The organism is Streptomyces sp. NPDC046909, from assembly GCF_040644695.1.
Taxonomy (GTDB): domain Bacteria; phylum Actinomycetota; class Actinomycetes; order Streptomycetales; family Streptomycetaceae; genus Streptomyces.
The window spans coordinates 17,700-41,631 of sequence record NZ_JBEYXC010000031.1; the positions used below are offsets into that span (position 1 = coordinate 17,700).

The following is a 23,932-nucleotide window of genomic DNA, read 5'->3' on the forward strand; positions in this document are numbered from 1 at the left end:
GAGCGCTTCTGGGTCAGCCGGTGCTGGTGTCGTAGAGCCTCCATGCCGGATAGCGCCGGGCCTGGCCGCCTTGTTCAGCGCTGTCCAGGAGTTCGCGGCGGCGCAGCATCAGGCGCAGGTGGCGCGCTTCGTCAGCGCCGTCGTCCGGTCCGGAATCGAGCAGGACCGCGTGGGGGTCGGCAGCATCCGGGGGCTGCACGAGTACGTCGACCGGGTGCCCGTTGATGCTTTCGCCGAGCGCCACTGTCGTTCCGGGCTGTGCTGACATGGTCTGGTAGAGGCGCCGGACCAGGTCGCCTGTCTCGCGGTCGTCGGTGCGGGGGCCGTTTGTGGTGGCGGCGTTCAGGAGTTCGGCGGCGACACCGCCCCGTTCGCGCCACAGGTTCATGTCTCCGACCACGATGAGGTGGCTGCGGGCGCGCGTGATGGCGACGTTCCACAGGTTGAGCTGGCGGTGGACCCAGCCGATGGCGGCTGCGTGCATGCCTTCGCCTGCGACGAGGGAGAAGACCATGACGTCGCGTTCCCCTCCCTGGAAGGTGTGTACGGTGCCGACGCGCACGCGCTGCTGGTCGTATTGCCGCAGCTTGTCGCGGAGTTCGTCGGCCTGCGGTTTGAACGGCGTGACCACACCAATGGTGGCGTCCTCGGGAAGCTGTTCCAGCAGCGTGTGTACGAAGCTGTGCACCTGTCTGATCTCGTCGTAGTTCACCCAGGAGCTGCCGTGCGGGGGCCGGGTAGCTCGTCCGGGAACGTGGGACCAGAAGATGGATCGCCTCGGCAGGGACGGCCGGCCTCGGGTGTCGGTGAGGACCGTCAGGCCCTGTTCGTAGAAGAGTTCGTTGGACACGGCGGCGATGTCCGGGTGGCAGCGGAAGTGCTCGTCGAGGAGAAGCGTGCCTCCGGCGGCCCGCTCGGCCGCGTGGAACGCGGAGTGGCGGCGGTAGGCGAGGCGGTGTTTCTCCAGCCAGGCGGAGCGCAGGCCGTTGTTGCGGCGGATCAGGACCTCGCGCTCCGGGCCGATATTGGCGATGTGCGGAAGCTGCATGGCGTCCCCGATGACCAGGGCACGCTTTGCCCGGAACAGCAGCGGGAGCACGTGCGGGATGGCGCACTGGCTGGCCTCGTCGATGACGACCAGGTCGAAGAGGGCGGGGCCGGGCGGAAAGCGGCGGGCGGACAGGCTGGTGACGGCCCAGCCGGGGGCCGCGGGGAGTACTTCGCGTATGGCGGGCCAGTCGGTGCGGTCGCTGTCTCGGGCGCTGAGAAGGTTGAGGATGCGTTGACGGCCGGCGCGGGCGTTGGTCCGCACCGCGCTTTGGAGGAGGGCATGCGAGGTGTTCTGTACGTCGGCCTCGGCGGTGTCGAGTGTCGTGGCCAGTGCCGCGTCATCGACCTCGGCAACCTGTGCGTATCCGCTGTGCCAGGAGGCGTGCGCGGCCGCGAAGCCGGCGAGTGAGAGGCAGCCTTCCGCGCGGTCGCCGTCGAAGCGTGCCAGTCCGATCTTGCGGAGGAAGCGGGTGCGGCGCCAAGAGCCGAGGAACCGTGCGTGAGCCAGGCGTCGGGCACGGGCTTCCAGCTGGTCCAGACGCTCTGTCTGCGGGAGCTTTTCGGTGAGTTCGGACACGGACAGGGCAAGTTGCTCGGCGTGCTGCTCGCGCAGTCCGCCGGCCTGCAGCTGGTCCTTCTCGCTCTTCGCGATGTGGGCGAGGCCTTGGCGGACCTGGTTCAGGTGGCTGAGGGCGATGTCGACGTTCATGGCGGCCGTGGTCACGTTGGGCACGGGTTCCGGCGCTGTGCGCAGGGTGTCCAGGCCTTTCGCCTCGGTCTCGACGTAGTTCCCGGACTTGGCGCGGGCCGAGCCGGTGCGTATGACGCTTCCGGGTACGAGGTTTTCGCAGCGGCGCCAGACTTCGTCCACGGCCTCGTTGTTGTTGGAGGCCACAAGGACACTCTGGCCGCTGGTGATCGCTGTGGCGACGAGATTGGCCACGAGCTGGCTTTTTCCGGTGCCGGGCGGTCCGGTGGCGACGGTCAGGCGCCGGGTCATCGCGGAGCGCAGCACGGCGGCCTGGGCCTCGTTGCAGGGCAGCGGCGTGACCAGCCGTGGTGGCTCCGGTTCCGGCGCTGCCAGTGCGCGGGTGCGTTCCGCCACGTCGGGTGACAGGGCGGCGAGTGCGGTCGCCTGGATGCGTTCCGGCTTTCCCGCGATGTCGGCGAAGTCGTCGAGGAGCTTCTTCGTGTAGGCGGTGTCGGGGAGTGCCGCGAACAGGACGGCGGTATTGCGGGCGCCGTGACTGGGCGTGTGGGTGTCGATCCGGTCGGCGAGCTGATCGGGGTGGAGTTCCTGGACGCACGGCAGCTCGAACTCCTCCATGAGGAGTTTGCCCGCTTCGACGGCCATACGGTCGTGCTGGCCGCGATGCCAGGTGGGCTGGAAGGTGTCGGCGAGTTGTGCGGCCTCCTCCTCGCCGAGCCAGTCCCGAGCCAGCTGCGGGTGCGGCTGGACGGGACCGTAGGGCTTGAGCCGCACCTGGCCGCCTTCGGAGACGATCTCCACGCGGCGGATCAGCAACGGAGCGAACTTCGGGTGCCGCCACGGGCGGCCGCCACGCGGTCCGGTCACGACCACGGCCGGGTAGCCGGCCCAGAGTTCGGCCTCCTGTTCGGTGGCGGACTCGATCAGAGGGCTGGCCTCTGCCGGGACGGGGATACAGCCGTCGTCGTCGACATCGCCGGACAGAAGGCGCTCCGAGCCGGAGAGGCAGACATAGGAGGAGTCCCGATCGCCTACGGACATCAGCGGTGTATCGGTCTCGTCGGACAGCACGCACTCGCGGTAGTAGTCGAGCAGACGGGGCCAACTTGGCTGAGACTGCGCGGACTTGCGAGGGCTGGTCTGCTCTGCCTGTCCGGGTGACGAGACCGGCCGACGGGTCAGCGGCACGAGCAGCGGGGCTGCTCCGAGCGGGCAGTCGGCGAGGACGATGCGGTCATCGACGCCGAACGCGGACTTCACCGGTACCTGGCGGGCTCCCTGGGCCCGCATGCGCCGGTTGACGTGGTGAAAGAGGTCCTCTACGGACACATCGCCCTTGCCGTCCTTGCTCACCTTGCCCGTGCGCAGGGCTTCGATGACCTCGGCGGTGAAGTCGGACGGCCGGACCTCGGCGGTGCTCGCCACATCGGCGTACGAGTCCTCACCGGCGCGTGAGGATGACAGCACGTACGTGCCACGGCTGGTCAGCAGGGGCTGCTCAGCCGATTTCGCCACCGATGCGGACTGCCGGTCGGAGGTGCGCAGGCCCACGGCGAAGCCGCCGCTGCGACAGCAGTCGATCATCATGACCTTCTGCGAGGCCCAGCACTGTTCGAGCTGTTCGTTGACGAAGCCGGCGCTCACCGCTGTTTCGGTGATCCGGTCGAAGTCGGTGTCCGTGGCGATGAAGTAGAACTCGCCGCCGTCCCGGACGAGTCGAGCGCCGTGCCCGGACACGTACACGAGGGCCAGTTCGTCCTGCTCGCAAGCCTCCAGGAACTCGCTGATGACCTCCCGCATGTCATCGGCGGCCAGGTTGTCCCGGGAGGTGACGGAGACGAACCCGCCGATGTTGCGGTGCTGCAGGACCTGTTCCATGCCCCAGGTGTCGGCCTGTGTGGACGGCAGGGGCGGGAAGCGGCCGTCGTCGTAGTGCTCGTTGCCGATCAACAGGGCACGGCGTCTGACCAGTCGGGTCACTCGCCGCCGCCCTCCGGCCCGCCGGAGGGGGCGTCACCCACCTTGTCCAGGAATTCGCGGACCACGCGCTCCTGGGCGGCGTCCGGCCGGCCCGTGATCGCGACGGAATGTCCGTCGTAGGTGACCTCGACCTTGCGGTGCCGGTCCCTGGCGCACCATTCCTTGATCGCGGTGATCAGGACCTGTGAGGCGGGTCGCGCAATGGCGGTAGCCGTGGCAGCCCACAGCGCGACCTCGCCGACTCCGGTGCCCTTGTGACCAGGCTCCGAGGGCTGGTCGGCATCGGCGAACCCGACGGCCACCCCCTCCGCCTCGTGCAGTGCCGCGTACAGATCACGCGTGAGCCGTTCCTGCCGCAGCGCATCCCCGCCGGCCGGCACCACGAGCCGCCACTGGCGCCCCCCGTCCTGCATTCACCACTCCTTGCTATCGGGCCGTCACGTGGGATGACTTTGGCATGAAGGTGCCGCTGGCACAGCTCGACGACCAGCGGGCAGGGCGGCATTCGGCCATCGGCGAGGGGCGGACGGGGTTGAAATCGCTGCGGCTTCCCGCCTGATCGGCATGACCGCCGTTGCGAGGGAAGACCGGCCCGAGTTCAGTTGCCTGTCTTCTTCACGTTCACCCTGCGAAGGGCGAGGACTGTGCCGTCCTCGCGGATGGAGACCGGCCCACCCCACTCATCGTCCCAGTCGGTGCGGGGCCAGGCTTTCCTCCGCTCATGAAGGGTGCTGCGCCATGCCGACACCTGTGCTCGCTCCGCCCTGTCGTCGCCGGCTTGTGTGCCCCTGGCCAGATGGCGGAAGAGGTCTGCCTGGACTCCGGAGAAGGCCTCCACGTGGTCGCCGTTGAGGCGAAAGATGTGGTCGGTACCGGCGAATTCGTCACCCAGCAGCGTGCAGGTGATGTCCTGGACGCTGCCTGCTGCCGGATGCTCGAAAGCCTCGAAGAACTCTCGGCCCTGCCGCTTCGTCAGAAGCCTTGCGGTGGCGCGGCCCGCTCCGGCGAATGCCATCAGCCCCGCGGCGTCGGTGTGGGCGAAGGTCTGCTGAAACCACGTGAACTGATCAGGCTTCACCTGGCAGCCGGGCTCGAAAGGCACGTGACGCCCCGCTTCGGCGGGGCGCTCGATCCCCGGGAACTGTTCCAGTTGGCGCGGGGATTGGTCCAAGTCCACCTCACGGCTGCCTTCACCTCCGCTGAGGCTGAGGTCGGATCCGTGTCCTGGCGCATGCAGGGCATGGACGGTGACCGGCCCGTCGAGGGGAAGCTCGGTGCTGAAAACCAAGCCAGGTGTCTCGTTCCAGGCCCCGATGTGAACGCCGTCCACGTACGCCGCACAGGCAGCAAGCTGCGTGTGTGAGACGGACGCCCCGCTGTGGTTGCCCTTGCACGCGATCGGGAAGATCATCGACGGTTGGTCCGGCTTCCACACCTCGGCCAGGTACTGCGGACGGTAGCGGTAACCGACGCTCACGCTCTTGTTGTCCTTGTTCTCTCTTTCCGCGCTGGTCAGAGCCCATCCTGCGCGCAGGACCGTGTCCGAGTGGAGGATGGAGACGTGGTGATGCGGATAGCGGCTGCGCAGGATGCGTTCGGCGAGCGTGAGAGCGAACGCCTGGCCCAGCTCCTCCGACTGAAGTGTCTTGTAGTGCTTGGCGATGCGTTTGCCCTCCCCAGAAAGCCACAGGAACGTGCCCTTTCCCGCCTGCAAGGCCTGGATGTACTTCAGGCTGCCCCAGTGTTCGGCGAGCCCGCGAGCCGCGCCGCGCTGGGTGAGCGACAGACCTCGTGCGAGGTGGTGCAGCAGCGCGATGTACGGCAGCTGCACGGACGCACCCAGCTCGGAGCCGGGCAGCGCACGCAACCCTTGTTTGCGGCGCAGCTCCGGCGGCGCCTCCTTGCGGGGCCGGCCCTCCCGCTCCGCTTCCTCGGCCTGTTTCTGCTGATTCCGCTGCCGTTTCTTGTCCTCGGCGCGAGCCGCTGTTTCCACGCTGCCGATCAGTGCGTTCTTGGAATCCGCAGCGACCACAACCGAATCCAAGAGACGTTCCAGTATCTGCGCAGCACTCAGAGCGTCCTTCACGGCAGTCCCTCCCCCTGAACACCCGGACGTACCTCTTCAGACATGAGAGTGACGTCGGCCATTCGGCAACGCCAGACGGCATTCAGGAAATGGCCAGAATCATCCGGCCGTTGCGGTAGGGAATCGGCCGTGCTCCTTCCCTGGGACACCCACGTCACATCTCGGCGGCCTCCACCCATGGGCCATCGCCTGCGGTGCTTCTGCCGTACGGGACAGAGGCCTTGTCATGGGGCTGAGGCCTGAGAGGCACCACGGCACCCCGGGGAGGGTCCTTCCGGCAGGCCCCGTCGCTCGGAATGCCATGCGGCGTCAGCTCGCCACGCTGAATGCGCTACTGAAAACGTTGACCCTCAGCCCTGCGGCAGCCCGCGGAGGTTGCGCATATGTGTCCCAGGTTTCGGAGAATCTGGCGTGGCGGGACAGCAGCTGCACAGTCTTGGGGTCGTGCTCTCCTGACATGGCGAGCGTGGAAGTGTAAAAGCGCTTCAGTTGGTGGAAGCGCGTTCGCGGAGGGAGACCTGCCCTTTCCAGAGCCTGATGCCAGCGACGGTAGAAGTGAGACAACCGGACCGGCTGGCCATGAGTGTTCGTCACTACAAGGCCGGGGCCCCCTGGTTCTACAGCCGCCCTGTCCCTCCCCTTCGTATGAAGGAGTCTGGATTCGGCCCCGGGCGGAGCGAACCGCGCCAGGTGTCTTGCCAATTGCCCGATCAGGAAGGCATCGACGGGCAGGGTGGCAGAACTCGCCTTAGTCTTCAGCGGCGCGTCCTGTCCGCGCAGTCGCTGCTCCCTGATGCACAGGAGATTCCGCTCCCAGTCGATATGCTCCCATTTCAGCCCGAGCACTTCTCCGCGGCGCAGTCCGGCGCAGGAAGCCAGCCACACCGCAATTTCATAGTGCGGTTCGATCTGTCGCATTGCCGCCGCTACCGCAGCTACCCGATCGGGTGTCAGGGCCACTTCAGTACTGCAGGAGACCTCGGGGAGTTCGATGCGGGAGACAGTGTTTACGGGTAGCGGAACATCCTCGTCCATCATGTAGTTGATAAGGATTCGCCATGTTTTGAAAACCTGAACGACCGACCGTGGCGACCGAAGGCTCGGGGTACGCAGGAGATGGTCGACGAATGCCGTGGAATCACTCCGACGCAGCAATGCTGCGGGACGGTCACCAGCGAACGGCAGAATATGGTTGCGGAGATGCCCATCGTACAGGTCTACCGTGCTCCTCCTTTTCCCCCGACTCCTCTTCCTCCCGATCATCTGGGCCGCATAGAAGGAGACATTACGGCCGCGGTGCGCCTGACCTCTCTCTCGTTCCTCCTGCCCAGGCAACGAGTGTTGATTCAGGTGACCGTGTGCTTCATGCCATTCCCTGAACGAGACACGACGTTCCCGCCCGAGGTGATCAACGTAGCGGGCCTGCCACCGGAGCCCTCGTCCGTGATCGGCTGAAGGATAGAGGGGGCGGCTCCTGGTTCCACATTTACAGGGAACGTCGCCGCAGTGTGGTTTCGGATATGACTTATGCCAACGATCAAACGGCAACGCATTTCTCATCGTGCCTCTTGAAGGAACTCACCACTCCCGCTGAGTCAACTTGACAGCGGCGCCGAGACGTCGCCGAGTCCGGACAGTGAGCGCCTCGGGGTGTGGCCTGCTTGCTGTACAGCATCAGCATTTCCTGCACCCGGCCCGATTATGCACATCTGTTCATGGCCTTCTGGTTGGCGCACCGGTGGTGTCGCTGTGTGCCAGATCGTGAACCGTCGCCCGACCCGCGACTCCTGTCGCTGGGTATGCAGATCCGCCGCCACAGAGAGGAACGTGGTTACAGCCTGGAGGAGCTCGCAGAACACAGCGGGCTGAGCTTTCGCGGTCTCATCTACATTGAGCATGGGCAGCGCAATCCCAGCGTTCTGACTCTCGTGGACATCGCGGTGGCACTTGATGTCGCACCCGGCGAGCTCATCAATCATCTGGGAGAAGGTCACGCTGCTAAACGTGCCCCGCAGTAGCGTGCCGCGGGTGGAGGAAAGCCACTGAGGCGCGAGCCTTCCTGGCCTTGCCCGGTCAGGAGCTGCAGTACACGACGAAGGCGCCCCGGGTGAGAGCGTGGACGTAGGTCTCGGCGCCTGCCAGCAGGCGCAGGTGCTCCTCCGTGCACGCCGCCGCCGACAACCCGGGCTGCGCGAGCACTGTGCGGATGCGTGGCCGCAGCTGGGGGGCAAGTTCGCGGATCCGGTACAACTCCTCGATACTGCCGACTTCGAAGGGTGATACTCCGGTGCGAGCCCGGAAGCTTCGGGTACGCCGGTCCAGGTGATTCAGGAGCGGGCGCAGGTGGTCCTGTCTCCACTTCGCGCCCCGAACGGCTTGGCCGCACAGCTCATACAGATCGTCCAAGCGGCCTCCGGGGGTCGGCTCGGAGGAGTACTTGCAGTGCACCAGGGTGACGACGAGTTCGTCCCCCTGGATCTTCAATCCGACCAGGTCTGCCGCTTCGTAGGCGCGGTCGTCGTCGATGAGGACGTCGAATGCGTCTGCCTGTTGCAGGTGGGCGGAGACGTAGGCCTGAATGGAGTCAGGGTCACGGGTGGGGGACTGGGACTCCTTCCGGATGTTCACCCCGGTCCAGTCGAGGATGGTCAGGCGCCTGCGGTCGAAGGGGTCGAGATCCTTGCGTGGGGCGAGCAGCCTGTCCTCCGCAGTGATCATCTTGTCGCCTGCCAGGAACAGGGTGGGCTTGTTCCGGTTGATCCATTCCTGTAGCGCGTACTCATGGATTCCCGAGCGGACATGTCCGTCGCCCTCGTCGGGGGTGTAGGTCAGGCCGTTGACGGTGAAGTCGGCGGTGTAGCCGATCTTCCAGGCGGGAGTCGCCAGGCGGATCCGGAAGGGCCCTGTGGGGGTGTGGTCTGCGACTTCCAGGGCGACATCGACGGCGGGGTATGTGGTGCCGGCATAGGAGATCTGTGGGCCGGGCCCGTTGCCGGTAAATAGCTGCCAGGGCCATTCGGCAGCGATGAGTACGCCATCGGGCCGCTCGGTGAGATCTTCGGGGAAAATGAACCCTTCCATGACGCTGGCCAAGTCGATGCTGGCGTCGGTGATCTTGGCGCCTTGCTCGTCACACCAGTCGGTCCATGCCTTGAGGTTGGGGGCGGTTTGCATCGACCAGAACCGCCCGGACAGTGCCGCGCTGATAGTGGTCCTCTCGCCGTTGCGGAATCCGGAGGCGGCGATGTGGGTCTGGCTCTTGCCCTGCCGGTCTGCGGTGGTCAGCGCCTCGTATACGTCGCTTCCCACGTGCATGGAGAACCGGTTGAAGTGATCCCGCGAATCCAGCAGGCCCACATTGGTGGGGATTAGGCGCTCCATGTGGCCCAGCACCCGGAAGGTCGGCATACCGGCAACCGGCCGGGAGTCCACACCCAGGACGGCCTGGGCGAGTTCCCGGTAGTCACCCGTGTTGTTCGAGCCATGGATGTAGAGCAGGCCTTGGGTGCGGCTGAAGTACATGACGATCAGCTCGTAGGTGACCTGCTCCAGGGCTTGCGGGGCGCCCCAACGGACGCCGCTGCGATTCTCCACGACGAACCAGGCCACGGTGGAGGTGGTGTTGACCGCGATGGTGCTGTCCAGGACCCGTCCTTCACCGTAGACCTCCAAGGCCCGTTCGGGAGTCCAGCTACGCCCCGGAACTCGGTGCGCGATAGCGCTCATCTTGGGTTCCAGCACCGTGACCGACACCTCCTCGGGAACATCGGTGAAGGACGCCTCGAAGTCGCTGATTTCCTCCACGCTGGCTGTGGCACGCTCGGTGATGTCGTGCAGGATCGTGTCCCAGTCAGCGTCCTCGCGCAGGAGTTCACGCAGGGGCGAAAGAACCACCGACGGATCGCGGGCCACGAACACAGAGGCTGTCCCGATCGCGGAATTCGCGGAAGTGGAGCGGGTGAATCGCCCAATGAACTGGATCATCGGGCTGAGACTCTTCTTCACATCGTGCAGCGCGGCGATCTTCAACGCCGGCAGGTCGAAGCCTTCACCAAGCATGTCTACGCAGACCACAATCCGGCATGACCGATCTTCCAGGGATGCCAACGCTGCCCGTCGCGCTCTGGCCGCCACCTTCTCGTGCAGAACGGTGGGCTTCAGATCCGGCGCGAGACCTCGGTAGAGCTCGCCGAGCTCTTTGGCCCGGGCGATGGTTTTCGCCCGCGCCATCACAATGTGATCCAATTCAGCGGCCAGGTCAGCGCGTAGCTGCGTTACCGCCAGCTGGGCGAGCTCACGGTCCGTGTCCTCCAGGCTGAGCACAGCCCGGTAGTTGATGGAGGTGAAGTACCCATCCCGTTGGGCCTCTCGTAGCGGAAACCGAAAGATCGTCCGGCCGGGTACGGGGCGCCCGTCCTCCCTGAACGGAGTGGCGGTGAACAGCAGGACACGCCGGTCGGCGAATGCGTCGACCACGCGCGACCAGCTAGGCGCCGGTGCGTGATGGGCCTCGTCGACCACTAGATGGCTGAATGCGGCCAGCAGCACATCGCGAGGCTCCGGCTCGCAGGCCTGGAGTGCTTGGGGTGTGGTGACCACCACGTTGCAGGCGGCGGCGAATGCCGCCGCATCGGCAGAGTCATGGAAGCCGTGCTGGAGTTTCCCCACCACAGGCCGCATCACGCCCGGGGTGACGATCTGGTGTGCGTGCAGGATGCCGAGCGACTCGAACTTCGCCGCGATCTGATCACGGAGCGCGGCGGTCGGTACAAGCACCAGCAACCGCTCAGGCCGGGCGGCCACCAGCAGTGCCAGCATCGTCTCCGTCTTGCCCGTTCCGGTGGGCATCACCACGATTCCCGGAGTGGTCACACCTGAGGCCCAGTAGCCGATAACCGAATGCAGGGCACCTATCTGCGGACGTCGCAGCGCGTGAGGTTCGGTGTGGTCTCGGAACCCGATACCGTCAACGAACGAGGCCAGCACTGTCTGCGGCGAGCGAAGCACCATGTCACCGGCCCACCCCACACGCCCGTTTGTCCTGACGGTGGGTATCACAGCTGTCAGCTGCTCAGGTTCCCCACTTCCGGCCCGTACCGCAGGCCATCTGCCGTGAACACTGGCAACCTCCACTCCGTTGGCTCCCTCTACCACCTCCAACTTCCCGGACGGCACGAGCAACTGGCGGATCTCATTGCGGGCGAACGCAATCCGCTGGGCCCACACCTTGCTGGTTGCGACGTGCATAAGAGCTCCTGTTCCTTCACCAGCCTGGACTGGCAGCGCAGTAGCCCCAGTGCCCTCACCCGACCGTCGAGCCCCTTGAGACTCGCCAGTAGGGATTAACCCGATATACACCCGGCAGCCCGCTACCGCACCCCGTTGGGCCGATCTGCCCGGAGCCGACGCACTCGCCCCGGACAGCCGGGTTATGGCGCTTCCGCCTCACCCAGGGACAGGGCTGGTGGAGGGTAACCCTTGGCGCGGAGCCAGATGTCGAGAGCCATGGCGACGATGTCGCCGTGGGGAATGTCCGTGTCGGCGTTGCAGCGGCGGATGCGCCGTTGGAGTTGAAGAGGGTCGGGGACGGCGTAGTTGAGCTGTCCGCGTTTTGTGTGCCGGTTACGGATCACGTCCAGCGTGTCCGGGTGCGGTGTAAGGAAGTCGTCTGTTGGCTGGAGCTCCGAGTCGAGAGCGTCAGCAATTTCACGTAGTCGGCGGACGTAGGGGGAGGAGTCAGGCACGAGGGCTTCTCCGGTCGGTCCGGCTAGGCGACTAGCTAGCCGCCTAACGGGCTATGGGAATAGTCGGCAGGGGCGGCCGCACCCCTACGGAAGCGGCCGCCCGTGCAATGAAGTTGCGTTCAGAACCCGCGGGCGGTGAGCCACTCGTCCAACGCGACAGAGACGATGTCGCCGATGGGCAAATGATCGAGTTCGTTGTCCAGGGCGAAGCGCTTGATGCGCTTCTTCAGCTTCAGCGCGGCAGGAACCGAGGAATCGAGGCTCTCGCGCGTGATGATGCGCTGGTTGAGAACGGCGGCCGTCTCGGGAATGTCCTTGGGCCGGCCGGGCCCCTGAGCCCACGGGGTTCCCCCGCTCGGAGTTGCCTCCACCCGCGTGTTCTGCTCCTGGTGCGGCCCCGGAACATCGCTCCTCAACGGAAAGGCCGTACCGCCCAGGACCGGAGAAACAACCGGCCGCACGGCGACCTCAGCGGTTGGCGACACCCCAGCGGTCGCGGGTCCGGCGTAGGACGGGCCTGCCTGCGGAACCGGCTCAACCAGTGGCCTGGCCTGAGCCGGAGGTACCGCGAACTCGGCAGCCCGGGCCACGACCTGCTCGTGCCCCTGCGACAAATGACCCGAGGGAACCGACTGCACCACGGTATCTACCGCGGCCGGACTAGCCAGATGCGCAACCGCAGCCTGACCGGGACCGCTCGGTGCGACGTCGGCGGTCGGCGGGGCCTCGGGCAGCGGACCCACGGAAACCATCTCGCTCGGGTCTCCCTGCGTCACAGTCTCCGCAGGAGCCGAGGAAGAGGGCTGGGCGTCGAACTCACCCGTAGCAGGACGGTCTTCGCCCTGTTCGGCGGCGAATTGCTCTGGCGTGAGCTCGGCGGTCGGCGGCGGGGGCGGCGGGGTCGTCTTCTTAGCTCCGCCCAGGGCACGCCCGCCGGTGCGGCGGGCTGGCGGCTTCGGCCTCTCGTTCTTCTCGCTCATGCGGTGAGTTCCTTCACCAGGTTGGCGTACTCGCTCAGTTCGGTCGGGATCTCGCCGAAGGCCTCCATGTAGTGCACCCAGGAGTGGATGGTGGTCTCGGCGAGCGGGAACGGCTCGTCGCGGTCCGGTCCGATGCCCTCGCCCTCGGCGGGCTCCAGCAGCTGCTCCTTGGCCCGGCTGGGCAGGCTGGTGCGGTCGTCGGCCTTGACCATGACCACATGGGCGGTGACGTCGTGCTCGTTGCGGGCGGCGGCGCGCTCAGCTTCGTCGAAGGTGGCCACGAGCTTGCGGCGCTCGATCTTGGTGGGGGCGACCGGTACGAGCAGCAGGTTCGCCTCGGTGACAGCCTCGTGGAAGATGCGGGCGCTGCCGCCGCCGGCGTCGACCACGATCGCGCCGAACTCGGCACGCTTGGCCCGGATGTACTCGGCGATGTCATCGAACGGGTACCGCTCGACGACCAGGTTGGCCGGGATTTCGAAGCCGGCGGCCTGGGCGACCTTGAACCAGTCGTAGGCGGACTGGCTGGTCGCGTCCGCGTCCAGCAGCAGCGTCGGCAGGTCGAGGACGACGGCGTAGTAGAGGGCGATGAACCAGGCAGAGGTGGTCTTGCCGGTGCCGCCCTTGAGCATGCCGACCACGATGACGAAGGCGTCCCAGACGCTCTCTGTGGCCGCGGCCAGGGTCTTGGTACGGGTGTTCTCACTCACGAGTGCTTGATCTCCTGAATCGGAAAGGTGCGTTGACGTGCAGGCGTCGGCGAGCAGACCGACGTTCGGTGGCTGCTGAGCGCGGGCGAAGGAGGACCCCGAGCAGCGCTGTATTCGGGATGGCCTGTCATCGGTCCCGTCCCCTGCCGGGCCCGGCCGGGGACCCGTACGGGGGCGCTCATGACCGTTTCCTGGGGGCGCGGGCCGGGCCGTGGTTGTGCTTGGGCCGCATGCGGGTGCCCGCTTGGTGTAGGAGCCGGTAGACGGTGCCGACGGAGTAGCTGCACTCCTCGGCGAGGTCCGGCACGGTGGCGCCGGCCTCGTACCGCGCCCGCAAGGACTCCGCGAGCTTCATGCGCCGTGCGGTATTGGCAGCGGAGCGGATGCGCAGTGTCTGCTGGGTGGTCCGCGGCGTGCCCCCGGCCTCGATCAGCAGCCGTTTAGCGGCACGTCGAGTCACGGACCCTGCGACGGCCAACTCCGTGAGGGTGGCGCCCTGTTCGTCGTAGAGGCGGCGCAGACGGGCCGCGAGGTTGCGGCGGGCTTGCCCGTCGCGCAGCCTGCGGGTCTGCCACGAGGTACGCATCACGGTCCCGGCCTCGTGCAGCCGGTTGAGGACCGTGCCGTACGACAGCCCGCTCGTGGCGACGAGTTCGGCGACCGTGGCGCCCAACTCGTACTGTTCACGCAGGCGTTGAGGAGTGATCGATGCGCTCTCGGCCTCGGCGGGTGGAGGTTGTGGAGTCACGCGGCGGAGTTCCATTCCCTGAGAGCTTCGGCATGGGCGGCGGCCAGCTCGTCGTAACTGCGCTGGTCAGCAGGGGTGATGAGGATTAGTCGGCCGTCGGTGGCCAGGCGCCAGTCGGCGGCAGGCCGACCGGTGACCGGGTCGAGGACGCTCCCGCCCGGGGTCTGCCACGCGGACGGGATCTCATCGGGCCGCGGTGCCGGGACCAGGACCTGGCGCCCGTCGCGGACGATCACAACGGCCTTGCTGCGGTGCTCCGCGAACCGGTCCAGCGCCTCCTGGTATGCCGCCCGCTGGACCGCATGCAGAGTCCTGCGCCGGACCGCGATGCCCGATGTGCCGTAGCACTGGGCAATGGCGTCCCAGCCCTCAGCCGGCCGTGTCCCCGGTTCCGTGGCGGCGTCCTGAGAGCTGTCGCCGAAGCCCTCCACGGCGCGGGGAGTGAGAGTCCAGGTCTCGCCCTCGTGGTGCACGAGACCGTGGTCGGCCAGGCGCCGCAGGGTCCGGTAGGCAGTGGCGCGGGACACGGAGGCCGTACCGACAAGATCGCTGACCGTCTGAGCAGGCCGTACGTGCAGCGCCCCGATGACCATGAGGGCGGAGCTGCCGAGGCCGCGGTGGGCGAAGGCGTCGTGGCCCATCAGACGGGCGATGACGGTGGAGTCGATGTCGGCCGTCAGGCCCGTCTCAGGGCTGGTCCACTCCTCAAGTGCCAGGTCGGGGGGGTACTGAGTGGTCCAGAAACGAGACAGCGAACCGCAGGCACGACGGCCGCCGGTGCTCCCGTGGTCGAGGTACCAGGTGGAGCCCTCCCGGCCATGCCCGACCCGCAGCCGCCGCAGCCAGCCCCCAGGCTTGAGAACGGTCTCGTAGACCACGCGCAGCGTCGTCCGCGAGATCCCCGCTTCCTCCGCGGTCTGCCGCTCGCTGGCGTGATGCAGCGGGCCACCGGCAATCTCGGCGAAGTTCAGATGCGCCCGCAGCACCCGCAGCGCGGTCCGTCCCCGCTCACCGCGCCAGGACGTGGTCTCGATGCGGTCCCGCAGGGCTGCCAGGGCCTCGTAGACGTGGTGACGTGAATCCAGCACTCGTGTGCTGGCGACCACAGCCGTCGCGCTCGCCCACACCCGCCGGATGTAGTCCAGGGCGCGTGCCTGCCCCGAGCGCAGGGCGATGTGCCGGGCGTGCCGGCCACCCTCGTGGTCGGGGTGCAGCAGCAGCCGGGTCAGCTCGTCGTCGGTGCCGCCGGCCCGGGCGACGTGGCAGGCGATCGCCGCTGTGACGCGGTGTCCGTGCTCGGCCGCGCCCTGCCGGTCCTGGCGTAGGGCTACGGTGCGGCCGTCGGAGCCGAGCCTGCTGTAACTGCCCGTCGCGTACCGGCCGGTGAGATCCCCGAGCAAGACGAGTTCGGCCGCAGCCGGACGAAGGTGGTGAAGGCCCAGTCGGCCGAACGGGTGAGGGATCTGCCGCTGTGGTTCTGCCTGATGACTGTGGTGTGCCACGGTGAGGTCGTCTCGCAAAGAGCAAGGGCGCCACCCAGGCCCGCTAAAACCACGGGTGATGCCCGGAACCGACCTCCGATCGGTGCCAGCGATGCCTCCAGGATTGCCGTCCTGGAGGCATTCGTATGCCTGGCCCCGCTCTGGAGGCAGGCGTCCCCACCGCAACTCGACCAAGGCAAAAGCGGAGAGCCGTCGAGGTCCCCGCTTCTGATCCATCCGGCCAACGCGGGTCTCCCAGAAGCAGGTTGCAGAGAGTTTGCCCTCTGACTGCCTCTGAGCGACCCGGGTCGTACCGGGGTCGAATCAGAGCGTTTTCCTCTGACTGCCTCCGATCGCCTCTGCAACCCGTCCTAGCAGGTCACAGCCGCTTTGACCCTCATAAGCCCAGGTCAGAAAGGGTGCGGCAGATTTACTGGCGGTAGTGGTAGAAGCCCTCCAGCCCCCTGACGTCACCGATCTCGGTGTCGGTGACGACGACGCCCGCGAGTCCTCGCGGCACGTCGACAAGGGTGGCGGTGGTCCTGTTGACGGACATGTTTCCTCCCTGGACTTGATTCGACTGTCCATGATTGACTCGATTGCTGTCAATATTGATTGAATCAATGCTCACTCAACGCGGATACGGTGACCCCATGCGCGATCACGAAACCGCCCCCGACCACGAAGACCGGCGGCTGAGCACCAAAGAGGCCGCCGAACTGCTCGGCGTGAAGCCCGAGACCGTGTACGCCTATGTGAGCCGCGGTCAGCTCGGCAGCCGACGTGTACCCGGCGGCCGCGGCAGCACCTTCGACGTCAAGGAGGTGCAGGCGCTCGCGCGGCGCAACAGGCGGGAGAGCGGCGGGAGTCCGGGCTCCGGCGGCGAGCTGTCCGTACGGACGCGCATCACGCTCATCGACACCGACCGGTACTACTTCCGGGGCGTCGACGCGACCGAGCTGGCCGCGCGCCACTCCTACGAGGAGATCGCCGAGTGGCTGTGGACCGGGCGAATGCGCCCCGGCACGACGTTCACGGCGCCTGACACCTCCGTCGCCGTCGCCCGGCGCGCGGTCGACGCGCTGCCCGAACACACCGCGCCCACCGACCGGTTGCGGGTCGCGGCGATCGCCGCCGCGACCGCGGACCCGCTGCGCTTCGACCTGTCCGAGGAGGCCGTGCTCGGCACCGCGCGCATCCTCATCCCCACCCTCGTCGCCGCCCTGCCGCCGGTGCGCAGGGACCACCGCGACGGGGGCTCACTGGCCGAGCGCCTGTGGGCGCGGCTCAGCGGCCACAAGCCCGACGAGGCGTCCCTGCGCGCCCTGGACACCGCCCTGGGGCTGCTCGTCGACCACGACCTGGCCGCCTCCACCCTCGCGGTGCGGGTCGCCGCCTCGGCCCGCGCCCACGCCTACGCGGCCGTCTCCGCCGGACTGGGCGTCCTCGAGGGCCCGTTGCACGGCGCTGCCAGCGGCCTCGCCCACCGGCTGCTGCACGACGTCCTGGAGCAGGGCGACGCGGGACCCGTGATCGCCGACGAACTGCGGGCCGGGCGCCGCATTCCCGGGCTCGGCCACCGGCTCTACCCGGGCGAGGACCCACGCGCGCGTGCCCTGTTCGGCCTCCTGGAGGAGATCCCGCGCGCCGCTCCCGCCCTCGCCGCGGCGCGCGACGTGGTGGCCACGACCGCCCGCCACACCCCGCTGCACGCCAACGCCGACCTGGCGCTCGCCGTGCTCACCGCGTCCTCCGGGATGCTCGCCACGGCCGGCGAGACGATCTTCGCCGTCGCCCGGACGGCGGGCTGGATCGCCCACACCCTGGAGGAGTACGCGGAACGCCCGCTGCGTATGCGGCCCAGCGGTCTCTACGTGGGCTCCAAGCCCCCTCAACCCCTGCCATAGCGGGACACGAGCACGGCTGGAAGTCGCCCCGAGGCAAGTCAGGTTAGGCTCACCTCTGTGAGTACGTGTTCCTCCGTCTCCCGCGACCTCGACGAGCCCATTTCGGGGACCGCGGCCACCGCGAAGACCTGGCTGCTCGTGGAACAGCCCGGTCCGTGGGGCGCGCATGCGCTCACTTCGAGCCATCTGGACCCCGTGCTAGGCCGGGCCCTGGAACGGGCGGCCAAGGGCACGGGCGTCCGTATCGCGCTCATCCGCCGCCCCGGTCGGCACGCCGACGGCGGCGCCCCGCTCGTACGCCGCGTGTACGCCTCCCACACGGCCCCCGGGAACGTATGGCTGCGCAGTGCCGAGGTCGGCGACCCGCAACGGCTGCTCGCCCTCGACTTCGCCGCGCTCGGCGCGGGCGACCACCACAGCTTCGACGCGGCGCTCGACGGACGGCCCCACACGGGCGACCCGCTGGCGCTCGTCTGCACCAACGGCAAGCGCGACCGCTGCTGCGCGCTCCTGGGCCGCCCGCTCGCCGCGGAGCTCGCCGCCTCCGGGGCGGAGGGCGTCTGGGAGGTCACCCATCTGGGTGGACATCGCTTCTCGCCGACGCTGCTCGTCCTCCCCTACGGCTACGCGTACGGCCGGGTCGGGGCCCCCGCCGTCAAGGAGATCCTGCGGAGCGTCCGGGACGCCCGGATCGTCGTGGAGGGCTGCAGGGGCAGCTCGGCCTGGGAGCGGCCCGGGCAGGCGGCGGAGCTGGCCGTGCGCACGGCGGCGGGCGAATACGCGGCGGACGCGCTGAGCGTCGTACGGACCGACGGCGCGGCACCGCGCTGGGAGGTGACCGTCGCGCACGCCGACGGACGCCGCTGGCACGTCGTCGTGGCCCAGGGCGGGTCCCTGCCGCCGCGCGCGGAGAGCTGCGGGGCGTCGGTGCTGGGCTCGCCCGCGCGGATGGACGTGGTGGCGGTGCGCGAGCTGACGCGGCCTGCGGCACTGGCGAGCTGAAGAGCCGACGGCGGCGCCCGTCGACGCGCGTGTGAGGGCGTCCATGCCTTGACGGCCGTAAGACCCAGATCCATTGATCAACAGATCCATACCGCTGATCAAGAGATCCATGCCACACCCCTTCGGCAGCCCGCACCCGTCCGCGTACCGTCATGGGTATGAGCCCCACTCCCCCCGCCCGACGCCTCCGCCTCGGCCTGCCGCGGCGGATGTTCTCGCAGGTGCTGCTCATGCAGCTCGCGATCGCCGCGGGAGTCACGGTGCTCGCGACCGGCCTGTTCCTGGCGCCGCTGAGCAACCAGCTGGACGACCAGGCGATGCGCCGGGCCCTCGCCATCGCGCAGACCACCGCCGAGCAGCCGCAGATCGCGGCCGACCTGAAGAGCACGTCACCGTCGGTGACCGGGCCGGTGCAGGTGGAGGCGGAGCGGATCCGGAAGGCCACCAAGGCCGAGTACGTCGTGATCATGAACACCAAGGGCGTGCGCTGGTCGCACACCGACCCGAAGCAGATCGGCGGGATCGTCTCCACCGACCCCGCGCGGGCGCTGGCCGGCGAGGAGGTCATGGAGATCGACGAGGGCACCCTGGGCCGCTCGGCGCGCGGCAAGGTGCCGTTGCGCGACAGCGACGGGGACATCATCGGCGCGGTCTCGGTCGGCATCGCGTACGACAGCGTCCGGGCCCGGCTGATCCACGCGATCCCGGGACTGCTCGCCTACGCGGGCGGCGCCCTGGCCGTCGGCGCGCTGGCCGCCTGGCTCATCTCCCGGCGGGTCCAGCGACAGACCCGCGACCTGGCCTTCTCCGACATCTCGGCGCTGCTCGCGGAGCGCGAGGCGATGCTGCACGGCATCAGGGAGGGCGTCGTCGCCCTGGACCGCGGCGGCCGGATCCGCCTCCTAAACGACGAGGCGCGGCGCCTCCTCGGCATCGGCGACGAGGCCGTCGGCCGCTCCCTCGACGAGGCGCTCGGCGAGGGCCGTACCGCCGACGTCCTGGCCGGCCGGGTGACCGGCACCGACCTGCTCACCGTCCGCGGCCAGCGCGTCCTGATCGCCAACCGCATGCCCACCGACGACGGCGGCGCCGTCGCCACCCTGCGCGACCGCACCGAGCTGGAGCAGCTGGGCCGGGAGCTCGACTCCACGCGCGGTCTGATCGACGCCCTGCGCGCCCAGGACCACGAGCACGCCAACCGCATGCACACGCTCCTCGGGCTGCTCGAACTGGAGATGTACGACGACGCCGTGGACTTCGTCGGCGAGGTCGTCGGCGACCATCGCGCCACCGCGGAACAGGTCACCGAGAAGATCGAGGACCCCCTGCTCGCCGCCCTCCTGGTCGGCAAGGCGACCGTGGCGGCGGAGCGCGCGGTCGCGCTGTGGATCTCGGACCGGACCCGGCTCCCGGACCGGCTGATCGACCCCAGGGGCATCGTCACGGTCGTCGGCAACCTGGTGGACAACGCGCTGGACGCCGTGGCGGGCACACCGCACGCACGCGTGGAGGTCGAGTTGCGCGCGGAGGGACGTACCGCCGTCCTCAGAGTGCGCGACACGGGGCCGGGGATCCCCGCGGAACACCGTGAGCTCGTCTTCACCGAGGGATGGTCCACGAAGAAGCCGCCTGCGCACGGCAAGCGCGGCATCGGGCTCTCCCTGGTGCGCAGGCTGGCCGAGCGGCAGGGCGGCAGCGCGACCGTGACCGAGGCCGTCGGCGGGGGCGCGGAGTTCACCGTCGTCCTGCCCGAGGCCCTGACCGGCCCGGATCTGCAACCGGCGCTCACCGTGCCGTCCGCCGGCGAGGACACTGCAAGGAACGCCGTCGAGGAGGAGTCGTCATGATCGAGGTCCTGGTCGTGGACGACGACACCCGGGTCGCGCGCGTCAACGCCGCCTACGTCGAGAAGGTGCCGGGCTTCCATGTGGCGGGCGAGGCGCACAGCGCGGCGGAGGCGCTGCGCCAGGTGGAGCTGCTGCCCCGGCTCGACCTGGTCCTCATGGACCACTACCTGCCCGACGAGACGGGCCTGTCGGTCGTCCAGGAGATGCGCCGGCGCGGCCACCAGACCGACGTGATCATGGTGACGGCGGCCCGTGACATCACGACCGTGCAGGCGGCGATGCGGCAGGGCGCGCTCCAGTACCTGGTCAAGCCGTTCGCCTTCGCGGGCCTGCGCGCCAAGCTGGAGGCGTACGCCGAGCTGCGCCGCACCCTCGACGGCGGCGGCGAGGCCGAACAGGCCGAGGTGGACCGCATCTTCGGCGCCCTGTCCGCGCCGTCGGAGCCCGACCTGCCCAAGGGCCACTCCCCCACGACCGCGGAGCTCGTACGGCAGTCCCTGATGAACGCCGAAGGCCCGCTGTCGGCCCAGGAGATCGCCGAGCGGACAGGGGTGAGCCGGCAGACCGCCCAACGCTATCTGAAGCTCCTGGAGCGCACGGGACGGGCCCGTCTCACCCTCAAGTACGGCGACGCGGGCCGCCCGGAACACCGTTACGTGTGGGCGACCCGCGCCTGAGGGCACGGCCCATGGGGGCGGGGGAAGGGAACCGTGCCCTCCCTCTATACGGATGGCGGCGCCGGGGATGTCAGCCGGGCCGTCAGCCCGTGGCCTTCTCCACGAACTCGGTCGTGTAGGTCTTGTCCAGGTCGACGTCGGCGTTCTGGACGGCGGGGTTGAACGCCTTGAGCACCTTCTCGACGGTCTCGGGGCCGTTCGTGGGCATCACGCCGTCGTCCGTGAACATCGGCAGGGTGCTCTCGATGGCGGAGGCGTAGACGATCTTGTTGCCCTGCGAGTAGTCGGCGGGCATCTTCGACGCGATCTCGTGCGCGCTGTGTGTGGACATCCACTTGAGCGTCTTGACGAATGCGTTGACCAACTTCTGGACGGTGTCCTTGTGTGCATTCACCCAGTCCGTCTGCATGTACAGACTTGACGACGGATACGGACCGCCGAGCGCCTCCTGGGACCCCTCGGGCGTGCGCATGTCGAGAAGGATGTGGCCCGCCTTCTTGTCCAGGATCGTGGCGACGGTCGGGTCGGTGGTCATGCCGCCGTCGATGGCGCCCTTCTCCAGCGCGGAGATGAAGGTGGGTCCCGCGCCCACGGCGACCGGTGTGAACTCGCTGACCTTCACACCGTTCTTGACGGCGAGGTACTTGGTGAGGAAGTCGGTCGACGAGCCGAGGCCGGTGACGCCGAGCTTCTTCCCCTTGAAGTCCTTGGGCGAGGTGATGTCGCCCGCAGCCTTGTTCGAGACGATCTCGACCTCGCCGGGCGCGTGCGAGAACTGCACGACCGACTCCACGTGCTTGCCCTTCACCTGGAGGTCGAGCGTGTGGTCGTAGAAGCCGACGGCCCCCTGGACCTGGCCGGAGACGAGCGCGGTCTCGGCCTGGACACCGGCGGGTTCGCTCAGCAGCTCGACGTCGAGGCCCTCGGCGTCGAAGTAGCCGAGCCGCTGGGTGAGCATCGCTGGCAGGTAGATGACCTTGTCCAGGCCGCCGACCATGATCTTGACCTTCGTCCCCTTGCCGTCGCCCTTGCTGCCGGAGGAGGCGGTGGTGGCCGCGTCATTGGCACAGGCGGTGAGCGAGGAGAGGGCGAGAAGGCCGGCGGCGGCCAGGGCGAGGTGTCTGGCGGTCTTGCGCATGAGGGTTCACGTCCTTGTGAAAGCGGGGTGGGGAGAGATGACGGGACTCGACATCAACCGGGCGAACGCGACGTCAGCCGTCCGAACGGAACGTCAACCGGCCGGACTCGACGCCGGCCGTCCCAACGCGGCGTTCAGCTGTCCGAACTCGTCGGCTTCCAGCGGAAGATGCGGCGCTCGGCGAAGGTGAGCAGCCCTTCGGCGACGAGCGCGACGACGGCGAGGATGACCATCGCGGCATACACACCGGCCGCGTTGAACGTGCCCTGCGACTGCGCCACGAGCAGCCCGATGCCCTTCGTGGCCCCGATGTACTCGCCGACGATCGCGCCGATGAGGGCGAAGCCGAAGCTGACATGGAGGCTGGTGAAGATCCACGAGGTGGCGGACGGGATGACGACCTGAAGCGTCACCCTGCGGTCGCTCGCCCCGAGGATGCGTGCGTTGGCGACCAGATTGCGGTCGACTTCGCGGGCGCCCTGGAAGGCGTTGAAGAACACCGGGAAGAAGACGAGGACGACGGCCGACGCGACCTTGGAGGCGGGCCCCAGCCCGAACCAGATCACGAAGATGGGCGCCAGGACGATCCTGGGTATCGAGTTGAGCACCTTGATGTATGGACCAAGGACATCGGCGAGAAAGGTGATCCGCCCGAGGGCGATACCGAACACGACACCCGCCGCCACCCCGATCACCCAGCCGAGCAGCGCCTCGTGGAGCGTGTACCAGATCTGCTCGCCCAGCGAACCGAGGGCGGTCCCGTGCGTCACCCAGGTCCAGATCTGGTCCCAGATCTTCGTGGGCATGGAGAAGTTGAACGGATCGATGACCTCGGCGCGGGCGAGCACCTCCCACAGCCCCAGGACGGCGACCAGGAGCAGCACGCGGGAGGCCGCGACGACGGCCTTGCGTCTACGGGCGGCACGCGCGCGTGAGTGCGCGCGGTCCGGTGCCTTGACCGTGTTGACCACAGGTTGACTGAGCACTTCAGGCGGCATGGGCGGCACCCCTCTCGCGGGTGATGCGGACCTCTTCGCCGAGGGACTCCCAGATCTCGCGGTAGATCTCGATGAACCGCGGCTCCAGGCGCACCGATTCGACCTTGCGCGGGCGCGGCAGATCGATGTCGAAGACGTGCTTGACGGTGGCGGGCCCTGCCGTCATCACCACGACCCTGTCGGCCAGCGCGATGGACTCCTCCAGGTCGTGGGTGACGAACACGACGGAGGCGCCCGTGCCTTCCCACAGCTCCAGAAGTTCGTCCGACATCAGGGCCCGGGTCTGCACGTCGAGTGCCGAGAACGGCTCGTCCATCAGCAGGATCTCGGGATCGTTGACGAAGGTCGCGGCGAGCGCGACGCGCTTGCGCTGCCCGCCGGACAGCTGGTGCGGATAACGGTCCTCGAACGCGGAGAGCCCGACCCGGGCCAGCCACTCCCGCGCCTTCCCCCTCGCCTCCGCCTTGGGCACGCCACGGAAGCGCGGCCCCGCCATCACGTTCGACAGCACCGTGCGCCAAGGAAAAGTGGCGTCCTGCTGGAAGACGAACCCGACCTTGTCCCCGACCCCCCGAACGGGCGCCCCGGCGACCATGACCTCGCCCTCGGTCGGCTCCTCAAGACCGCTGACCAGGGTCAGTGTGGTCGACTTCCCACATCCCGTGGGCCCGACGACCGCCACGAACTCGCCACGCCGGACCGTGAGATCAAGCCCCAGGACCGCCGTGTGCAGGCCCCCCGACGGGGTCCTGAACGTCTTGCTCGCGCCCCGCAGCTCAATGGCGGGGCTGGTTTCTGCGCTCATGGCCGGGGACGGTAGAGGCGACCCGGGAGACGGCATCAGCCTTCTGGGCGCATGCCGTTCTTTTGCTTGC

General features: G+C 68.3%; 17 protein-coding genes and 1 pseudogene. 5 read left to right on the plus strand and 13 right to left on the minus strand.

The features are described from left to right. Positions 1 to 13 precede the first annotated feature (13 nt). The 4 genes from ABZ928_RS51205 to ABZ928_RS51220 form a co-directional block, all read right to left on the minus strand. Entirely contained in the window at positions 14 to 3,739 is a 3,726-nt protein-coding gene (locus ABZ928_RS51205; RefSeq protein WP_361536322.1) for an AAA domain-containing protein, read from the minus strand. Continuing rightward, on the minus strand, positions 3,736 to 4,152 hold the full coding sequence (locus ABZ928_RS51210) for a hypothetical protein (RefSeq protein WP_361536324.1): 417 nt from the start codon (positions 4,150 to 4,152) through the stop codon (positions 3,736 to 3,738). Before ABZ928_RS51210 ends, ABZ928_RS51205 begins: the two co-directional genes overlap by 4 nt. A gap of 185 nt (positions 4,153 to 4,337) precedes the next feature. Beyond that, positions 4,338 to 5,825: a hypothetical protein gene (locus tag ABZ928_RS51215; protein ID WP_361536326.1), complete on the minus strand. Its 1,488-nt coding sequence runs from the start codon at positions 5,823 to 5,825 to the stop codon at positions 4,338 to 4,340. Positions 5,826 to 6,134: 309 nt separating this feature from the next. Then, positions 6,135 to 7,385 carry a site-specific integrase gene (locus ABZ928_RS51220; RefSeq protein ID WP_361536328.1) on the minus strand — a complete coding sequence of 417 codons (1,251 nt, stop codon included), beginning with the start codon at positions 7,383 to 7,385 and terminating at the stop codon, positions 6,135 to 6,137. Positions 7,386 to 7,486: 101 nt separating this feature from the next. Between ABZ928_RS51220 and ABZ928_RS51225 the strand changes: the two genes are divergently transcribed. Then, on the plus strand, positions 7,487 to 7,843 hold the full coding sequence (locus tag ABZ928_RS51225) for a helix-turn-helix transcriptional regulator (protein WP_361536330.1): 357 nt from the start codon (positions 7,487 to 7,489) through the stop codon (positions 7,841 to 7,843). A 55-nt stretch (positions 7,844 to 7,898) separates the two neighbouring features. On the opposite strand, the gene ABZ928_RS51230 is transcribed toward ABZ928_RS51225, so the two are convergent. The 6 genes and pseudogenes from ABZ928_RS51230 to ABZ928_RS51255 all read right to left on the minus strand — a co-directional run. Then, entirely contained in the window at positions 7,899 to 10,835 is a 2,937-nt protein-coding gene (locus ABZ928_RS51230) for a DEAD/DEAH box helicase family protein (protein WP_361536332.1), read from the minus strand. A gap of 853 nt (positions 10,836 to 11,688) precedes the next feature. Next, on the minus strand, positions 11,689 to 12,549 hold the full coding sequence (locus ABZ928_RS51235) for a hypothetical protein (RefSeq protein WP_361536334.1): 861 nt from the start codon (positions 12,547 to 12,549) through the stop codon (positions 11,689 to 11,691). Beyond that, positions 12,546 to 13,259 carry a ParA family protein gene (locus ABZ928_RS51240; RefSeq protein ID WP_361536336.1) on the minus strand — a complete coding sequence of 238 codons (714 nt, stop codon included), beginning with the start codon at positions 13,257 to 13,259 and terminating at the stop codon, positions 12,546 to 12,548. The genes ABZ928_RS51235 and ABZ928_RS51240 overlap by 4 nt, the downstream gene beginning before the upstream one ends. A gap of 178 nt (positions 13,260 to 13,437) precedes the next feature. Beyond that, positions 13,438 to 14,007 carry a helix-turn-helix domain-containing protein gene (locus ABZ928_RS51245; protein ID WP_361536338.1) on the minus strand — a complete coding sequence of 190 codons (570 nt, stop codon included), beginning with the start codon at positions 14,005 to 14,007 and terminating at the stop codon, positions 13,438 to 13,440. Beyond that, on the minus strand, positions 14,004 to 15,407 hold the full coding sequence (locus ABZ928_RS51250) for a transcriptional regulator (protein ID WP_361536340.1): 1,404 nt from the start codon (positions 15,405 to 15,407) through the stop codon (positions 14,004 to 14,006). Before ABZ928_RS51250 ends, ABZ928_RS51245 begins: the two co-directional genes overlap by 4 nt. 514 nt (positions 15,408 to 15,921) lie before the next feature. Continuing rightward, positions 15,922 to 16,044: pseudogene (locus tag ABZ928_RS51255) on the minus strand (citrate synthase/methylcitrate synthase); the annotation flags it as partial. Positions 16,045 to 16,141: 97 nt separating this feature from the next. On the opposite strand from ABZ928_RS51255, the gene ABZ928_RS51260 reads away from it, so the two are divergent. From ABZ928_RS51260 to ABZ928_RS51275, 4 genes are all read left to right on the plus strand, one after another. Then, positions 16,142 to 17,395: a citrate synthase gene (locus tag ABZ928_RS51260; RefSeq protein WP_361536342.1), complete on the plus strand. Its 1,254-nt coding sequence runs from the start codon at positions 16,142 to 16,144 to the stop codon at positions 17,393 to 17,395. A gap of 57 nt (positions 17,396 to 17,452) precedes the next feature. Further along, positions 17,453 to 18,397, plus strand: coding sequence for a sucrase ferredoxin (locus ABZ928_RS51265; RefSeq protein WP_361536344.1), 945 nt, complete (start codon positions 17,453 to 17,455; stop codon positions 18,395 to 18,397). A 158-nt stretch (positions 18,398 to 18,555) separates the two neighbouring features. Beyond that, positions 18,556 to 20,244 carry a sensor histidine kinase gene (locus tag ABZ928_RS51270; RefSeq protein ID WP_361536346.1) on the plus strand — a complete coding sequence of 563 codons (1,689 nt, stop codon included), beginning with the start codon at positions 18,556 to 18,558 and terminating at the stop codon, positions 20,242 to 20,244. Continuing rightward, positions 20,241 to 20,921 carry a response regulator gene (locus tag ABZ928_RS51275; RefSeq protein WP_046257064.1) on the plus strand — a complete coding sequence of 227 codons (681 nt, stop codon included), beginning with the start codon at positions 20,241 to 20,243 and terminating at the stop codon, positions 20,919 to 20,921. The genes ABZ928_RS51270 and ABZ928_RS51275 overlap by 4 nt, the downstream gene beginning before the upstream one ends. Positions 20,922 to 21,003: 82 nt before the next feature. On the opposite strand, the gene ABZ928_RS51280 is transcribed toward ABZ928_RS51275, so the two are convergent. From ABZ928_RS51280 to ABZ928_RS51290, 3 genes are all read right to left on the minus strand, one after another. Next, a complete protein-coding gene (locus ABZ928_RS51280) occupies positions 21,004 to 22,059 on the minus strand; it encodes an ABC transporter substrate-binding protein (protein ID WP_361536348.1) in 1,056 nt (351 codons plus the stop codon). Positions 22,060 to 22,193: 134 nt separating this feature from the next. Continuing rightward, a complete protein-coding gene (locus ABZ928_RS51285) occupies positions 22,194 to 23,057 on the minus strand; it encodes an ABC transporter permease (protein WP_361536350.1) in 864 nt (287 codons plus the stop codon). Next, entirely contained in the window at positions 23,047 to 23,862 is an 816-nt protein-coding gene (locus tag ABZ928_RS51290) for an ABC transporter ATP-binding protein (RefSeq protein ID WP_361536352.1), read from the minus strand. Before ABZ928_RS51290 ends, ABZ928_RS51285 begins: the two co-directional genes overlap by 11 nt. Between the last annotated feature and the right edge of the window lie 70 nt (positions 23,863 to 23,932).

What these genes read in the sequence shown, in the direction of transcription:
- ABZ928_RS51210 (WP_361536324.1), bottom strand. Translation starts at nt 4,152, where the DNA reads ATGCAGGACGGGGGGCGCCAGTGGCGGCTCGTGGTGCCGGCCGGCGGG.
- ABZ928_RS51220 (WP_361536328.1), bottom strand. Translation starts at nt 7,385, where the DNA reads ATGAGAAATGCGTTGCCGTTTGATCGTTGGCATAAGTCATATCCGAAA.
- ABZ928_RS51230 (WP_361536332.1), bottom strand. Translation starts at nt 10,835, where the DNA reads ATGGTGCTTCGCTCGCCGCAGACAGTGCTGGCCTCGTTCGTTGACGGT.
- ABZ928_RS51235 (WP_361536334.1), bottom strand. Translation starts at nt 12,549, where the DNA reads ATGAGCGAGAAGAACGAGAGGCCGAAGCCGCCAGCCCGCCGCACCGGC.
- ABZ928_RS51260 (WP_361536342.1), top strand. Translation starts at nt 16,142, where the DNA reads ATGCGCGATCACGAAACCGCCCCCGACCACGAAGACCGGCGGCTGAGC.
- ABZ928_RS51270 (WP_361536346.1), top strand. Translation starts at nt 18,556, where the DNA reads ATGAGCCCCACTCCCCCCGCCCGACGCCTCCGCCTCGGCCTGCCGCGG.
- ABZ928_RS51275 (WP_046257064.1), top strand. Translation starts at nt 20,241, where the DNA reads ATGATCGAGGTCCTGGTCGTGGACGACGACACCCGGGTCGCGCGCGTC.
- ABZ928_RS51280 (WP_361536348.1), bottom strand. Translation starts at nt 22,059, where the DNA reads ATGCGCAAGACCGCCAGACACCTCGCCCTGGCCGCCGCCGGCCTTCTC.
- ABZ928_RS51285 (WP_361536350.1), bottom strand. Translation starts at nt 23,057, where the DNA reads ATGCCGCCTGAAGTGCTCAGTCAACCTGTGGTCAACACGGTCAAGGCA.
- ABZ928_RS51290 (WP_361536352.1), bottom strand. Translation starts at nt 23,862, where the DNA reads ATGAGCGCAGAAACCAGCCCCGCCATTGAGCTGCGGGGCGCGAGCAAG.